This window comes from Haloactinospora alba, from assembly GCF_006717075.1.
Taxonomy (GTDB): Bacteria; Actinomycetota; Actinomycetes; order Streptosporangiales; family Streptosporangiaceae; genus Haloactinospora; species Haloactinospora alba.
On sequence record NZ_VFQC01000001.1, the window covers coordinates 2,934,228 to 2,950,072 of the forward strand.

At 70.5% G+C, this 15,845-nt stretch carries 12 protein-coding genes; 5 read left to right on the forward strand and 7 right to left on the reverse strand.

What is annotated here, in order from left to right; translation table 11 throughout:
- Positions 1 to 69: 69 nt before the first annotated feature.
- Together FHX37_RS13165 and FHX37_RS13170 are read right to left on the reverse strand one after the other, a co-directional pair.
- Complete coding sequence (locus tag FHX37_RS13165) at positions 70 to 990, reverse strand: aminoglycoside phosphotransferase family protein (RefSeq protein ID WP_141924174.1); 921 nt, start codon at positions 988 to 990, stop codon at positions 70 to 72.
- Positions 991 to 1,116: 126 nt separating this feature from the next.
- A complete protein-coding gene (locus FHX37_RS13170) occupies positions 1,117 to 1,797 on the reverse strand; it encodes a sirohydrochlorin chelatase (protein ID WP_141924175.1) in 681 nt (226 codons plus the stop codon).
- A gap of 674 nt (positions 1,798 to 2,471) precedes the next feature.
- Between FHX37_RS13170 and FHX37_RS13175 the strand changes: the two genes are divergently transcribed.
- The 3 genes from FHX37_RS13175 to FHX37_RS13185 all read left to right on the forward strand — a co-directional run bounded on the left by FHX37_RS13175 (position 2,472) and on the right by FHX37_RS13185 (position 5,090).
- The gene (locus tag FHX37_RS13175) at positions 2,472 to 3,281 is read left to right on the forward strand and encodes an aminoglycoside adenylyltransferase domain-containing protein (RefSeq protein ID WP_141924176.1); all 810 of its coding nucleotides are present in this window, start codon (positions 2,472 to 2,474) and stop codon (positions 3,279 to 3,281) included.
- Positions 3,282 to 3,368: 87 nt separating this feature from the next.
- Complete coding sequence (gene def, locus FHX37_RS13180; RefSeq protein ID WP_141924177.1) at positions 3,369 to 3,923, forward strand: peptide deformylase; 555 nt, start codon at positions 3,369 to 3,371, stop codon at positions 3,921 to 3,923.
- 150 nt (positions 3,924 to 4,073) lie between these two features.
- Positions 4,074 to 5,090, forward strand: coding sequence for a coiled-coil domain-containing protein (locus tag FHX37_RS13185; protein WP_141924178.1), 1,017 nt, complete (start codon positions 4,074 to 4,076; stop codon positions 5,088 to 5,090).
- Here FHX37_RS13185 and FHX37_RS13190 read toward each other — a convergent pair.
- From FHX37_RS13190 to FHX37_RS13200, 3 genes are all read right to left on the reverse strand, one after another.
- Positions 5,084 to 6,370 (reverse strand): MFS transporter, encoded by a 1,287-nt coding sequence (locus FHX37_RS13190; protein ID WP_141924179.1) that lies wholly within the window; start codon positions 6,368 to 6,370, stop codon positions 5,084 to 5,086. The two genes, FHX37_RS13185 and FHX37_RS13190, sit on opposite strands and share 7 nt — an antisense overlap.
- Positions 6,367 to 7,209: an alpha/beta hydrolase family protein gene (locus tag FHX37_RS13195; RefSeq protein ID WP_141924180.1), complete on the reverse strand. Its 843-nt coding sequence runs from the start codon at positions 7,207 to 7,209 to the stop codon at positions 6,367 to 6,369. Before FHX37_RS13195 ends, FHX37_RS13190 begins: the two co-directional genes overlap by 4 nt.
- Before the next feature lie 102 nt (positions 7,210 to 7,311).
- Positions 7,312 to 8,082: a CPBP family intramembrane glutamic endopeptidase gene (locus FHX37_RS13200; protein ID WP_246062278.1), complete on the reverse strand. Its 771-nt coding sequence runs from the start codon at positions 8,080 to 8,082 to the stop codon at positions 7,312 to 7,314.
- 290 nt (positions 8,083 to 8,372) lie between these two features.
- On the opposite strand from FHX37_RS13200, the gene FHX37_RS13205 reads away from it, so the two are divergent.
- The gene (locus tag FHX37_RS13205; RefSeq protein ID WP_141924181.1) at positions 8,373 to 10,514 is read left to right on the forward strand and encodes an elongation factor G-like protein EF-G2; all 2,142 of its coding nucleotides are present in this window, start codon (positions 8,373 to 8,375) and stop codon (positions 10,512 to 10,514) included.
- A 12-nt stretch (positions 10,515 to 10,526) separates the two neighbouring features.
- Here the strand turns inward: FHX37_RS13205 and FHX37_RS13210 are convergent, their stop codons facing one another.
- Positions 10,527 to 12,632, reverse strand: a complete 2,106-nt coding sequence (locus tag FHX37_RS13210) for an amidohydrolase (protein WP_170181581.1) — start codon at positions 12,630 to 12,632, stop codon at positions 10,527 to 10,529.
- A 228-nt stretch (positions 12,633 to 12,860) separates the two neighbouring features.
- A complete protein-coding gene (locus FHX37_RS13215) occupies positions 12,861 to 13,823 on the reverse strand; it encodes a CDP-alcohol phosphatidyltransferase family protein (protein WP_141924183.1) in 963 nt (320 codons plus the stop codon).
- A gap of 220 nt (positions 13,824 to 14,043) precedes the next feature.
- Here FHX37_RS13215 and FHX37_RS13220 point away from each other — a divergent pair, with 220 nt between their 5' ends.
- On the forward strand, positions 14,044 to 15,483 hold the full coding sequence (locus tag FHX37_RS13220; RefSeq protein WP_141924184.1) for a GuaB1 family IMP dehydrogenase-related protein: 1,440 nt from the start codon (positions 14,044 to 14,046) through the stop codon (positions 15,481 to 15,483).
- Positions 15,484 to 15,845: the final 362 nt, after the last annotated feature.

Consider the following 15,845-nt stretch of genomic DNA (forward strand, 5'->3'; position numbering starts at 1 on the left):
CGCCTCACCCGTGGGCCCCAGTGCGGCTCGGAGCCGGACGGCCACCGGTTCGCGCGGTTTTGGCGCCCCTCAGCGGGAGGACATCTCCAGCAGCATCGTGAACTCCGCCGTGTCACTGCGTCCCAGGTTGGCCCAGGCGACGGCGAACAGCGGAGCGCAGGCCCGGCACCAGGCGAGCAGCCGGTCCGCGCTGACGCCGATCAGCGGCGCCAGGACCGCGGCCCGGTGTTCCACCTCGGCGAGTGTCGTCGCTCGCCACAGCGGCCACTCGAGGCCGTCGGCCGCCGCGTCGCCCATGCAGGCGCGCGGGTCGACCGCGACGAGTCCCCGCTGCTGCCCGCCGTCGAGGACGTTGCCGGGATGCAGGTCACCGTGCAGTGGGACGGTGTCCTCGCCGCGGTGCGCCAGTTCCCGGGCGTGGGCATGACCGCGGTGCAGCAGGGCGGGGTGCACGTGGGCGGCCGCCGCCCCCTCGGCGCGGCGGTGCTCCCACAGCTCGAACAGGAAGTTGATCCTGGTGAGGAGCGGGTGCAGCTCTCCAGCCTCGTGGCAGGGTATGTCCACGCTGTGCAGACCGTTGATGAGCGCTCCGACCTCCTCCATCGGGGGGACCTCCCCGATGGAGGCGACGGTGTGCCCCTGGCCGATGGCCTCCATCAGGACAGCACCGCGGTCGGGGTCCACCCCCCACACTTCGGGTACCCGCCTGCTGTTTTCCCACAATCGGAGAACGCGCGCTTCCGAGGAGAGCAGCCCCGGATCGGGAGATACCTTCAGTATGGCCGGGACGTCGTCACTGCCGCGGCAGCGCAGAACGACGGAGGTCCGTCCGTGTTCCGCGGGACCGTCGATGGTGAGCCCCCACTCCCGGGCGATCTCGTCCACCAGCGCGGGCAGCCGCTCCAGCCAGTCGAGTGCGCCGTGGCCGAAGCGGTCGACCAACCGGTCTCGTTGGTCACTGTCGACCAGTGGCATTGTGACGTCATTCATACACACACCCTACGTATCTGCGGGTCACCTGGTGCTTTACCCGGCCGGCCCGTGGGCGTCCCGGAGCGCCCGGGGACGCCCACGGGCCGGAGGGCCGGGCCCCTGCGGTCGGGGCGCGGAACCGGATCAGGCCGCGAGCCGCGCTTTCCCGGCACGGTGCCGGGCGAGCAGGAGGTCAACGATGAGGGGCGAGGGCCACAACGGGTCCGTCATCCCCGAAGCGGCGAGGTCGTTCGGGTCCCGTTCCCGGCTTCCTCCGACGAGGCACCAGTTCGCGACCGTCACCCGTGGATGGCCGTTGTTCCGCAGGCGCTGCGCGGCGTGCCACACGGAAGGCGCCCAGACGTTGAGGTAACCGACATGCACCGCCGCCTGGAGACGGCGGCTCAGCATGCGGGAGACGTCGGTGACGACGCGACGGTCCTCCTGGCCGGTACACCCGTCCGCGGCGAGGACCACTCCGTCCCCGTGGGCCCAGCCGTGGTCCTGCAGCCGCCTGGCCAGTTCGGCGATGATCGAGGGGACGGCGCCCAGCGGGGGGAGTGTGTAGGCTTCGCCGCGGTCGTTCAGGTCCAGCTGGGCGAGCAGCTCCGCGCTCGCCCGGTCCCCGCCGGCGAGGAAGGCCGGCACGAGTACGAGAGGACCGTCGACCGCGCGTATGGTCTCGTTCACTTCCGCGGGAGAACCGAAGGCTCCGACGACGGGGGCCTCGTTCCGGTCGGCGACCGCTGTCGCGAGCTCGCGCAGTGCCTTCTGTCGGTGGGTGTCGCGCTCGTCATCCGCGACAAGCACCATCGTCGGAACCATGGTTCCTCCCCTTCTCTTTCCCAAAGACCAATTGCCTGCATATGGGAGTGTTTTTGCTGGTTTCCACGTGTGTTGGAGGGATTGGACGCGCTCCGTTCGGACAAATCCCGGATTCGCGCGCGGAGTGGAACGTCTCCGACGCAGGAGGCAAAAATGTGGGCGCGGTCCCCGCTACCCCTTCCCGGGTGCGTTACACCGTTAGTAGCGTGGTGCACAGCCTGCTGTACGCGCGTTTCCACCGAGCTTCCGGATCCCGATATTCCGGAATCCGGAACTCTGGGACCGAGAATACCCGCAACCTCAGCGAGCTGCGATGAACCACCTCACTACGAAAGTCGAACTGGGGAAACAGGGACGTGCACCCGGGCCCTGATAAATACCCCGAGTTCTTCGGCAAATAACATGCAAACAAGAATCCGGGCTGCGGAAAAACCGCAATAATATGCATATGCACATGCAGAATCATTGCGACCAATGTGTTCCGACGGCACCTCCGGAGAACGGAGGCCGCCGCGTTCCCCGACGCCGTCGTCTCCTCCGTGGAGGCTCCCCCGACGGCACGGGCAGGGGGAGCTTGCTATCGGCCTGTCCGCCGCTCAAACTTGTAGGAGGGGAGACAGTCACACCATCCCCGGACGAACCGTTCCCGAGCGACCGAGCAGACTGGAGTCCCGATGCCGATCCACCCGCGCGTGCAGACCCTGACTGAGGCATTCCTGCACAATGTGGACGCCGAGTCACCGGGACTGGTCGAGGGGCTGTACCTCACCGGCTCCGTGGCACTGGACGACTTCCGGCCGCACACCAGCGACGTCGACTTCGTCGTCGTCACATCCCGCTCACCCAGCGGGTCGGACCGCGAGGCGCTGCGTCGCGCGCACTCGCGGACCCGGGCCCAGGTTCCGCGGCCACAGTTCAACGGCATCCACGTCACGTGGGAGGATCTCACGCGCGACCCGATGTCGTGCGGGCCCGTCGTCTCCGTGCTGGGCGGTAAGTTCCGGAAGGGGTCAGGGGCCGACGTCAACCCGGCCACCTGGCACATCCTCGCGGAGCGGGGGGTGACCGTCCGCGGCCCGCTACCGGTGGAACTGGCCGTGTGGGACGAGCCGGAGAGCCTGCGCGCCTGGGCGCTGGGCAACCTGGACGAGCAGTGGCGGCGCTGGCGGGCCAAGGCGGGCAAGCTGGTGTCCCCCCGCGGACTGGCCGCGCTGGGATCGCTGGCGCCCTCATGGAGCGTGCTCAGTGTCAGCAGGGTGCACTTCACCCTGCGTACCGGCGAGATCACGTCCAAGTCCGCCGCCGGTATGTACGCGCTGCACGCGTTTCCGGAACGGTGGCAGCGCATCGTCAACGAGTGCCTGCGGATCCGCCGCGACGGCAGGCGCCCCTCGCTGTACGAGAACTCCCTGGCCCGGCGACGCGCGGCCCTGGACTACATCGAGATGGTCCTCGACGACGCTCTCCATCCGCGCCTGGCCTGACCGGCAGCGCCCCAGCTCCGCGAACGGCACGACCAGACGCTGTCCGTAACGGGCGACGCCCCCCGGACAGGACCTAACCTGTTAGTCATGACCAAGCGTTCCATCGTCCACTTCGGTGACCCGGTGCTCGCCACACCGGCAGCACCGGTCACCACATTCGGTCGGCACACCGAAGCCCTCGTCCGCGACCTGCTGGACACCGTCGACGCGCCCGGCTACGCGGGAGTGGCAGCACCGCAGATCGGCGTCGGGAAGCGGGCTTTCAGCTACAACGTCGACGGAGAGATCGGGTACATCCTCAACCCCACCGTCGTCGAACTGTCCGAGGAGATCCAGGAGGACGACGAGGGATGCCTCTCGGTTCCCGGCCTGTGGTACCCCACCCGGCGCGCCCAGTACGCGACCGTCACCGGCGTCGACCTGCGCAACGAGCCGGTCACGCTGCGCGGTTCCGGGCTGATGGCCCGCTGTCTGCAGCATGAGACCGATCACCTCGACGGCACCGTCTACCTCGACCGGCTGGACCGTGCGCACCGGCGGGAGGCACTGCGTGAGGTCCGCGGTTCCTCCTGGTTCCTGCGTGAGACACCGCCTTCCTCCGACACCGCGAAACTCCCCACCGCTTTCGGCGGAATGTCGTAACGCGTCCCATTAGCCCCGGAGGCCGGCATTAGGCAGATAACGACCTGATCTCGTATGCTTTGCCGCAGCATCGCGTGGCCCACAGCGCACATCCGCCCCCTTGGATAGAGCTGAGCGGCCACCGGCCCCCTCCTCCCCGGAGTTATCCACGTGACACGACTATCCGAACCAGCAGTGCGCCGCGCCCGGTCCGCGGTCTCCGTGGCCGTCGGCGCGGCAGCGGTCCTCGCCCTCGCACCGGCGGCAGCCTCTGCCGACCCTTCCGACGACGAGCCCAGCATCGAGGAGCTCAACGACCGGGCTGAGGACCTGGAAGAGCAGTACGACAGCGAACTCGTCCAGTACACCGACGCGAAGGACGCGGCCGAGGAAGCTGACGAGGAGCTGGAGGACGTCAACAAGAGGATCGAGGAAGCCCGCGGCGAGGTCGCGGAGCTCGCCGCGCAACGGTACAAGGGCACCGGTGTCGATCCCACGGTCGAGGTCGTCATGAACAACGACCCGGACCAGATGTTCGACGACGCGGCGATCGTGAGTCACCTGTCCGAGAACAACGGCAAGCGCCTGGACCAGCTCACCGAGCTCAAGAAGGACCGCGAGGAAGCGGCCGAGAAAGCCCAGGGCAAGCTCGAGGACGCCGAGGAGCTGGTCGACGAGCTCGAGAGCAAGCGCGACGAGGTGCAGGAGAAGATCGACCGGTACGAGGAGGAAGAGGTTCCCGACGGTACCGGCGGTGGGAACGACGACAGCGGCGACTCGGGCGGCCCGGGGGACGGCAGCATCCCGGCCGACGCCAAGGGCCCCGGCTGGGACGGCGCCACCCCGCGCATGGCCGGCATCCGCGACGAGATCGTGCGTGAGTTCGGCGCTCCCTACCCCGTGGGGTGCCTGCGCCCCGGTGACAACTCCGGTGAGCACGGTAGCGGCCGGGCCTGCGACTTCATGATGAGCAGCGGCGGGGCGACCCCCTCGGCCCAGCACCAGCAGCTCGGCCAGGAGATCGCCAACTACGCGCAGAGCAACGCCGACCGCCTCGGGGTCATGTACATCATCTGGGAGCAGAAGATCTGGGACACCCGCAACCCCGGTGCGGGCTGGAAGCCCATGGATGACCGGGGCGGAACCACGGCCAACCACTACGACCACGTACACATCTCCTCTTACTGAGGGCTTCCCCTGTCCCTGCTCGGTCCGCTTCTGCCGGCCATAGCCAGGGACAGGGGAAGGCAGGCCAGCATCGCCACGGAGGCGGCCGCGAAACCGGGGCCGTAGCCCACGTGCTGGATGGCGAGTCCCAACCCGAGCGATCCCGCGCCGGTTCCCGCGTCGTAGCCGATGTTCCACGCGGCGCTCGCCGTGCCGTAGGCCCGCGGCCCGCAGCGGCGGAACATGAGGACGATGGTGTCGTTCTGCACCCCACCGAATCCCGCACCGAACAGTGCCGCTCCGGCGACGACCAGGGCGGTTCCCGCACCGCCCGGTCCGGCCCACCCCTCCTGGGCCGGCCAGAGGCCGGCCGCGACGAGACCCATACCCGCCACAGCACTGGCGGCCGCGGGCAGCAGGAGGCACGGGCGGCCCCGGCGGTCACTCAGCAGCCCGCCGAGCCAGCGGGAGGCCACCATCGCCGCGCCGAACACCAGCAGCGCCGCCGTAACGGCGCCGGAGGCGTTCTCCAGCGGGATGGGGAGGAAGGTCACGATGCCGCTGGAGGCGATCGCCGGCAGGAGCATGACCACCAGCGGCACCGCCAGCGCCGCGTACATCCGGCCCCGGGAGCGCGACGCCTCCGGATCGGGGGTCTCCGCCGTGCTCTCCGGTTCCGCGGGGGCCACCGTCCCGCCGGAGACCCGGCCGATCGCCGCCGCGGCCACCGCGCCGAGCACAGGGGCGAGCCCTGCGGTCCAGAACACCGCGGAGAAGCCGGCGTGCAGCGCCAGCCACACCCCCGCCGAGAGAAGGACGAGGTTGGGTAGTCCCACGGCCATGCCGTAGTAACCGGAGGCGCGTCCCATCTGACTGCTGGGCACCAGCCGGACGGCCATGGCGGCGCCGGCGACGGTGACCATGCCGAAGCCGACGCCGCGCAGGGCCGACAGGACGAGCAGCGGCGCCAGGTCCGTGGTCAGCAGCAGCAACGGGGCCGGAGCCCCCAGCAGCACCGCACCGGCCGGCAGCGTCCAGCGGTAACCGCCGCGGGCGAGCAGCCACGGCATGGCGAGCTGGGTGAGTACTGTCGCCAGCATGAACGCGGACGTGGTGGAACCCGCCCCGAACTCGCTGGCTCCGCCCCGCGCGGCCCACAGCGGCACCAGCGGGAGCAGCAGCACATACCCGCAGAAGCTCGCTACGGTGGCGAGCAGCAGCAGGGCGAATCCCCACCCGCGCAGACCGGGATGGGCAGGCTGGCCCCCAGTCCCCGCAGAAAGATCCCAGGTTCGGCTCATCCTTCCTTTCTAGCCCAGTGGGGCCGCCGCTGTTCCTCCCGGGATCCGGCATCCGGCATGTTGCGCACCAGCCACCCCGCCACCCGCTGGGCACGTTGGCGGGTCATCGCGCGTTCGGCGTGTCCCATGCCGGGCTCGATCCACAGCTGCGCGGGATCGTGGGCGGCCCCGTGGATGCGGCGGGGGTGCTCGAGGGGGAAATAGTCGTCGGCGTCGCCGTGCACCACGAGCAGTGGGGCGGGGGCGATGGCGGACGCTGCCTCGGTCGGGTCGAGCGGCATGGCCTCCCAGTGCTGGTCGATGACGCGCACCCCCCGGAGCGTGCGCAGGAACCACCGTCCCGCCGGTTTCTCCACCCCGGCGTGCAGCAGCCGCATACGCCTCGTTCCCCGGTAGTACCAGCGGCTGGGGCCACTGACGGAGACCGCGGCCGCGACGCCACCGACGATACCGGCGTGGCGCACCACCACGGCGGCTCCCATGGAGAAGCCCACGGTGGCCACACTCGTGTACCCGCGGGCGCGCAGATGGTCCACGGCGGCAGTCACGTCATGGATCTCGGCGTTACCGACGGTGCACACACCGCCGGAGGCGTGGTGGCCGCGGAAGTCGAAGGTCAGCACGTCCCCCACGGGCAGGAGGGCGGAGGCGACCATCCGGGTCGCGGGGCTGTGCCGGGTCCCGGTGAACCCGTTGGCGACGACGACAGCGCTCGTCGCTGTTTCGGGGCGTCGCCCCCGCAGCAGCGACGCGTCCAGGGCGACGCCGTCACTCGTGGTTAGCCGCAGCGGTTCGGGACGGGCGGAGCGGGGTGTGGAAACGTACGCAGCATCGGACACCGTTCCAGCTTGCCTGACCGGACGGTGTCACCGCACCCGGGGCGCACCCGTTCCTCGGACCGGCACGCCGCGCTCCGGCACGCCGCGCTCCGCAGCGACCGGTCACACGGACGCGGCCCGGTGGCGCCGACCGGTTCCGGTGAGGAGGAGGGAACGCAGCTCCAGCCCGATGTGCAGCACGACCGGGACGAGAAGGCTTCCGGTACCCAGGTACAGCACGGTGAACAACGCGCCGAGGAGGCCGGGGCCGACCAGCCCCCACCACCCCTGGTAGATGTGGGCTCCGGCGTACAGCAGGCAGGACACGATCGCCGCCGCCCACAGGGGAACCCCGAGACTGACCCCGAAGGCGAGGAACAGGCCGCGGTAGAGCAGCTCCTCACCGACGCCGGCGGTGACAGCGACTCCGGCGGCCAGCCAGCGCTCGTAGCGGGAACGCGGCGCCAGCACCTCCAGTGTGCTGCCGGCCGGTTCCGTCCCGGAGGTGAACAGCGAGCCGCGGCCCGCCTTCTTCCCCCGGCCGGACAGGGTGCGGGTGAGCAACCACATCGTCACCAGGGCGAGCGCGAAGCCGAGCGCCGCTGCCGCCAGTGGCCCCCACGCGGACGGCAGACGCACTCCCACATGCCCGACGGACAGCTCCGGGGAGAACACCAGCAGCACCGCGATGAGGGCAACCCACACCAGGTGGAGCCCGATGGTGCCCCAGTAGAAACCGGCCAACGCCCCCGACTGGCTGTCCCGCCGGCTGCCCAGCCAGTTGAAGGCCCACCTGCCCAGTAACGGCTCCCCCACCGCCGCGTAGACCAGCAGGGCGGCTCCGAGGATCGTCGCTAGGGAACTGAACTGAGGAATGCTCTCCGACCACGGCACGGGGACAGCCTAGGAGATCCACGAGGGTGCGCTGGACACGGTGCGGGGCCACGGTCCGGTGGCGTCTCCGTCGGCCCGGCCCGGGATCCGTCGCGGCGTGTCAGTAGCTCCCCTCTTGTGCTGTCCGTCCAGACCGGCAACCGTGGTGTGTGTGTCACCTCACATCCGAGCGGGCCCTGTTCGGCGCGGACGCGCACCGACCGGTGCGGTGGGGCAACGCGCCACCGCACCGGGGGCAGCCCAGGGCACGTTCCCGCACGTTCCCGAAACGAGGAGGAGGGTGACAGGACATGGCCGACAGGAGCACAGCGACCACCACCCGTACAGCACCCAGAACCGAGCACCCGTCCGACATCCGCAACGTGGTACTGATCGGCCCCTCCGGATCGGGCAAGACGACGCTGGCGGAGGCGCTGTTGCACGCCTCCGGCGCCACGAGCCGTGCGGGGCGGGTGGAGAACGGCACCACGGTCAGCGACCACGACGACGCCGAGGTCCGGCAGGGGCGTTCGGTCAACCTCGCCGCTCTGCCGTTCATGGTCGGCGGGGTGAAGGTGAACCTGTTGGACACGCCGGGCTACGCCGACTTCGTCGGGGAGCTGCGCGCCGGGCTGCGCGCGGCCGACGCCGCTCTTTTCGTGGTGTCGGCACTCGACGGTGTCGACGAGCTGACACAGCTGCTGTGGGAGGAGTGCGCCTCGGTCGGGATGCCGCGCGCCATCGCGGTCACCAAGATCGACCACCACCGGGCGGACTTCGAGGACGCTGTGGAGCAGTGCCAGGCCGCCTTCGGAACGAACGTCCTCCCCGCCTACTGCCCCGTCACCTCGGGTGAGGGCACGGACCGTACCGTCACGGGCCTGGTGGGTCTGCTTTCCGGCCGCTACTACGACTACACGGGCGCGGATCCCGCCCCCACCGCGGCGGACGCCGGTGACGGACGCGTCGCCGCCATGCGCGAGGCGCTGCTGGAGGGCGTGATCCAGGAGAGCGAGGACGAGACGCTCATGGAACGTTACATGGGGGGCGCGGAGCTCGACCCGTCCGTCCTTGTCGCGGATCTGGAGACGGCCGTGGCCCGGGGGAGCTTCTATCCGGTACTGGCCGTGTCGGCCCTCGGCGGGGCCGGCGTACCCGAACTGATGGGCGAACTCCCGCTCGCCTGCCCCTCCCCTGTCGAGCGTCCCTGCCCCGAGGTGGCGACACCGGAGGGGGCGCCCGTCACCGGTCTGGAGTGCGACCCCAACGGCGCGCTGCTCGCGGAGGTGATCCAGACCCTCAGCGACCCCTACGTGGGTCGGGTCAGTCTCATCCGGGTGTTCTCCGGCACGCTACGCCCGGACAGTACGGTCCATGTGAGCGGCACCGACCCGGCCGGCGGGGAGGGGCACGACCTCGAGGAACGAGTGGGGTCCCTGTTCGTCCCGCTCGGCAAGCACACCACCCCCGCCGGAGAGGTGCGGGCGGGAGACGTGTGCGTCGCCGCCAAGCTCACGACGGCCGAAACGGGCGACACGCTCTCCGGACGGGAGCACCCGCTGCGGATGCCGCCGTGGACCTTCCCGGAACCGCTGCTGCCCACAGCGATCGAGGCCACCACGAAGTCCGAGGAGGACAAGCTGGCGCAGGCGGTGGCGCGGCTCGTCGCCGAGGACGTCACCGCACGGGTGGAGACGAACCCGGAGACCCACCAGCTGGTGCTGTGGACCATGGGCGAGGCGCACCTGGACGTGGCTCTGGACCGGTTACGCAACCGCCACGGTGTCAGCGTCACCACGGCCGAGCTCCGCGTCCCGCTACGGGAGACGTTCTCCGTCCCCGCCCAGGGCACGGGCCGCAACGTCAAACAGAGCGGCGGGCACGGGGAGTACGGCATCTGCCGGATCCGGGTGGAACCGCTCCCTCCCGGGACCGGCCTGCAGTTCGTGGACAACATCGTCGGCGGTGTGGTGCCGCGCCAGTACATCCCCTCGGTGGAGAAGGGGATCCGAGCGCAGATGGCGTCGGGGCTGCACACCGGACATCCGCTGGTGGACATCAGGGTGACCCTGTACGACGGCAAGTCCCACTCGGTGGACTCCTCGGACATGGCGTTCCAGAAGGCCGGCCGACTCGCCCTGAGGGACGCGGCGGACAACGGTGAACTGTCGATGCTGGAGCCCGTGGACGAGTTCTCCGTCCTCGTTCCGGACACCTACATGGGGGCCGTGATGAGCGACCTGTCCGCGCGACGGGGCCGGGTTGTCAACACGGAGGCGTTCGGCGGCGGCCGAACACTGATCCGGGCGGAGGTTCCGCAGCTGGAGACGACCCGCTACGCCGTGGACCTGCGCTCCCTGTCGCACGGCACCGGATCGTTCACACGGCGGTACCTGCGCCACGAGGTGCTACCGTCCCACCTCGTGGCGAGGTACGCGGGTTCCTCTCCGTGACCGCGCCGCGGGTTACAGGCGGTACGGCGGATCGGGATAGTGCGGCGGTTGCTCGTCCTCCCCGCGGGTTCCGCTCTCCTGTTGCTCCTCCGACGGGTACGGCGCAGCGTAGGGCGGCGGTGGCGGCACATCCATCGGCGCGCCTTCCGGAGGCGGCGGAGCGTCCACCGGAGCACCCTCCGGCGGAGGCGGCGGACCACCATCAACCGGCGCCCCCGACGGCACACCCGGCGGCGGAGGAGGAACAGCGTCAGCCGGCGGCTCCTGCGACACCGGAACCGCACCCTCACCCGGCGGAGGCGGATACGACCCCTCCACCGGAGCACCCTCCGGAGACGGAGGCGGCGGCACATCCATCGGCGCGCCCTCGGGAGGCGGCGGAGCGTCCACCGGAGCACCCTCCGGCGGAGGCGGCGGACCACCATCAACCGGCGCCCCCGACGGCACACCCGGCGGCGGAGGAGGAACAGCGTCAGCCGGCGGCTCCTGCGACACCGGAACCGCACCCTCACCCGGCGGAGGCGGATACGACCCCTCCACCGGAGCACCCTCCGGAGACGGAGGCGGCGGCACATCCATCGGCGCGCCTTCCGGAGGCGGCGGAGCGTCCACCGGAGCACCCTCCGGCGGAGGCGGCGGACCACCATCAACCGGCGGGCCGGCTCCGGTTATCGGCTGGGAAGCCCCCGTTGCCGGCTGGGCGGTAACTCCCGTGAACGGTCCCGGTGCGGGCCCCTCCGGAGCCGGTTGGGGGTGGTCCATCGCGGGAACGGCCGCCTGACCGGCTGTCTCGGTGCCGGTTTCCACACGCCCCAGGTAGGTGAGAGCCCCCATCGTCAGGGCGGCGAGGCCGGCGCGCAGGGTGAGTTCCCGTTCCGGCGCGAAGTAGGAGGAGTGGTTGCCCGGCAGGGAGGCCAGCTTCTCGTAGGGCGTCTCCCCCGGTGCCTCCTCCCACACGTCGTGCGGGGTGGCCCCCACGAACCAGAACGCGTAGGGAACGGGGTCGGGGTCACCGGGAAGCCCCAGCTCCCCGAAGTCCTCACTACCGGTGAACGGTTCGGGAAGGTCGATGACGTAACCGTCGCCGAAGTACGCCCGGTGCGCGGAGGCGACCTGCTCGGTGGCTTCCGCGTCGTTGCATGTCACCCCGGCCTCCTGTGTCCGGGTGATCTCCGGTTCGCGCGCGGCGCCGGCCGCGGCAGCTTCCGCCCGCACGATCCGTTCTATCGCGCTGTCCAGGTGCTGACCGACGGTGTCGGTCAACGCCCGGGTGTTGACCTCGAGGTAGGCCTCGTCCGGGATGATGTTGGCTTTGGTCCCGGCCTGCAGCGTGCCCACCGTCACCACCGCCATCTCGCTCGGGCTGACCTCCCGGGCGACGACGCTCTGCAGCCGGGTGACGATACTGGCGGCGATCACGACCGGGTCGACCGTGGTGTGCGGCTGGGAGGCGTGGCCGCCGTCCCCGAAGATACGGATTCTCAGCGTCGAACTCGCGGCCAGGATGACGCCGGCGCGGTGCGAGATCATTCCCGCGGGCTGCGGGCCGATGTGCTGGCCCAGAGCTATGTCGGGACGTCCGAACCGGGTGTAGAGACCGTCCTGGAGCATCGTGGCCGCGCCGTCGATGGTCTCCTCGGCGGGTTGGGCCACCACCATCAGGGTGCCGCGCCACTCCTGCCGGGCGTCGGCCAGCAGGTCGGCGGCGCCCACCAGGCAGGCGGTGTGCGCGTCGTGCCCGCAGGCGTGCATCACCGGCACGTCGTTGCCGTTCTCGTCCACGCCACGTGCCGTACTCGCGTACGGCAGGCCGGTCTTCTCCTCCAGCGGCAGGGCGTCCATATCGCCGCGGAGCAGCACCGTGGGGCCCTCGCCGTTGCGGAGGATCCCGACGACGCCGGTGCCACCGACCCCGGTGTGCACCTCGAACCCGGCCCGGTCGAGCCATCCCGCCACCGCGGAGGCGGTGCGGTGCTCCTGGTGTGACAGCTCGGGGTTCTTGTGCAGGTCGACGTACATGCCCTCAACGAGGGGGAAGATCTCGTCAACGAGCCGCATGACCACGTTTCCGTGCTCGGCGGCACGCTGCGGATCGACCGCGTGCGGCACTGTTCCCACCTTCTTCCTCGGGTGGCTACGCAGGGGTGTCGTCCCGCGGTTGGCCATTGACCAGCGCGGAGCCGCCGCGCCGATTCTCTCCCGTGGAATAACGAATCTCAAACGGAGGTACCACGACACCCGCGGCGTTCCCGGTCTCATCAGGGGATTCCCGGGCAACATCCGGCGGGCGCCTCCGGGGCCAGCGGAGGCTCTCCGGTGCGCTCCGGTTGACCGGGCGGAGGCAGCTCACGACCGGAGGGCGCGCAGCTCCCGGACGAATCCGCGGGTGGCCCGCCACAACCTGTACACGATGAGGACCTCGAACAGTGCCAGCCCGGCGCAGGCGAGCACCGTCACCCCCACCACCAGACTGGTCACCGGGAGCAGCGGCGCCAGCAGCGCGGTGACCGGTGCGACAACGCACACGAACATCTCGAACTCGATGCCGCTGAACAGGTGCATGCGTACCCGGCTGCGCAGCAGCGTGCTGCGCAGCCGCTCGTACCAGCCGGAGCCGCCCCCCTGGTCCGCGTCAGCGCCGCGGGTCCCGGTCTGTCCGGTGTCCGCGGCGTCCTGGTGCGTCCCACCACCGGGGGTGTCTCCCGTAAGCCTCCGCCCGGTCCCAGCGGCGGCGTTGTCGCCGTCGTCCTCGGTGCTCTCCGGGTCGTCCGGCCCCGCTTCCGAGACGTCCTCTCCCGCTGCTGCCGCGCGGAGTTTCTGCCGCATGGTGGAACGGGTCTTGGCGACCTGGGAGGCGTTGAGGTAACGCATCAGGTCGAGGAAGGTCACCACGGGCGCGAGCAGCAGGAACACCACCTGGCCGGTGGCCACCCACTGCCCCAGGAGCAGCGCCATCATGCAGACGAAGAACCGCACCCGGTCGAAGACGAAGTCCACCCACGCCCCGAACACGGACCCGTTGCCCTTCAACCGGGCGATCTTCCCGTCCATGCAGTCCAGGACGAAGCTCAGGTGGAACAGCACCCCGCCGAGCACCAGCCACGGCCAGGTTCCCAGGGCGAACGCCACGGCAGATCCCGCACCGAGAACCCCGGCACCCGCGGTGATCTGGTTGGGGGTGATACTCGTACGGTTCGCGGTGAACAGCACCAGCCGGGAGGCGAGCGGGTCGACAAGGAATACTGTCCACCACGCGTCGCGTCTCTTGTAGGTGTGTTCACGAACGTCCGCGAGTGTAAAACTGGCCATGGGTCTCTCTCTTGCGGCGTTTGGGACGGTCCCACGCATCGACGCTGAACGGCGGCCGCCACGGGCTGGGAGGAGACGGCGGGCGGCCTGCTGGCCGGGATCTTCCCAGACCAGCTGTCCAGTGGGCTAATCGGTGCGGTCATAATTGTCGAGTACGAGGGGTCCGCTGGATGTACGCGTCCGCGCGGCAGCCCCCACAGGTCCCGACCGAGGTAGAGGCGTGCGCTTTCTGAACAACCAGGTCCCCGAACACGACCTGACCTACAGCGATGTGTTCATGGTTCCGCGGCGCTCGGCCGTGGGTTCCCGGTTGGACGTGGATCTCACGTCCTCCGACAGCACCGGAACCACGATTCCTATCGTAGTGGCGAACATGACCGCCGTCGCAGGTCGGCGCATGGCGGAGACCATCGCCCGCCGCGGCGGGATCGCGGTCCTTCCCCAGGACATTCCGCTCGACGTGGTGGCGGAGGTGGTCTCGTGGGTCAAGCAGCGCCACCTCGTGCACGACACGGCGATCACCCTGGGCCCGCAGAACACCATCGGTGACGCGTTGAACCTGCTGCCGAAACGCGCCCACAACGCGGTCATCGTGGTCGACGACCAGTGGCAGCCGCTCGGGGTCGTGACCGAGGGCGACTGCGTCGGCGTGGACCGGTTCACCCAGCTGCACGAGGTCATGTCCACCGACCTGCTGACCCTACCGGCCGACATCGACCCGCGGGACGCGTTCCGGAAACTGAACGACTTCCGGCACCGGCTGGCACCGGCCGTCGACGCCTCGGGCGCGCTGGTGGGGGTCCTCACCCGCACCGGAGCGCTGCGCGCCACGCTGTACGACCCGGCGACCGACGGCAACGGCAGCCTGCGGATCGCCGCCGCGATCGGCATCAACGGCGACGTCGCCGGCAAAGCCGGCGAGCTGCTCGCGGCCGGAGTGGACGCGCTCGTCATCGACACCGCGCACGGGCACCAGGACAAGATGCTCGCGGCGTTGCGCAAGGTCCGCGCGCTCAGCCCGGATGTTCCGATCGTGGCGGGCAACGTGGTGACCGCCGATGGGACCCGGGACCTCATCGAGGCGGGTGCCGATATCGTCAAGGCCGGGGTGGGCCCCGGCGCCATGTGCACCACGCGGATGATGACGGCTGTGGGGCGACCGCAGTTCTCCGCGGTACTGGAGTGCGCCGAGGCCGCGCGCGAGATGGGCAAGTCGGTGTGGGCCGACGGGGGTGTGCGCCACCCGCGGGATGTCGCCCTGGCTCTGGCGGCGGGCGCGTCCAACGTGATGGTGGGCTCCTGGTTCGCCGGCACCTACGAGTCACCGGGCGACGCGACACGCGACGCCCAGGGCCGGATGTACAAGGAGAGCTTCGGAATGGCCTCGGCGCGCGCCGTCCGGCTGCGCACCTCGGAGGACTCGGCGTTCGAGCGCGCGCGCAAGGCGCTGTTCGAGGAGGGGATCTCCAGCGGCCGGATGTACCTGGACCCGGAGCGTCCCGGCGTGGAGGACCTGATCGACCAGATCGTCGCGGGGGTCCGCAGCTCCCTGACGTACTCCGGTGCCAGCAACCTCGCGGAGTTCCACGAACGGGCGACCGTGGGAGTGCAGAGCTCCGCCGGTTTCAACGAGGGGATGCCCGTGCCGACGAGCTGGTGACGCACGGCCCGGCGACAGCGGCCGAAGCGGGGGCGGGAAGCGCAGGCGTTTCCCGCCCCCGTTCGTCGTTCCGGCGCCGCTGTCGCGGCGCAACGACCACCGGACTCCCGCCCCGCTGGGAGGAGCGGGAAAACGCCGCGTCGCGGCCCCGGGACGCGCCCCTCTCCCCGTCCCCGGGTACGGGAATGCCCGTCCGGGCGTGTGGCTCGCCACGGACGCGCTCTCCGTACCGAACCCCTGGTCCACGGCGCTCCCCCACTCCGGCCGGCCCCGAGTCTCGGCTTCCGCGGCGCACTGTGGCCCTCCCCATGCCCGCCCCGCTCGCGACCGCTCCCGTCCCGCGTTATTTTTGAACTGACCGG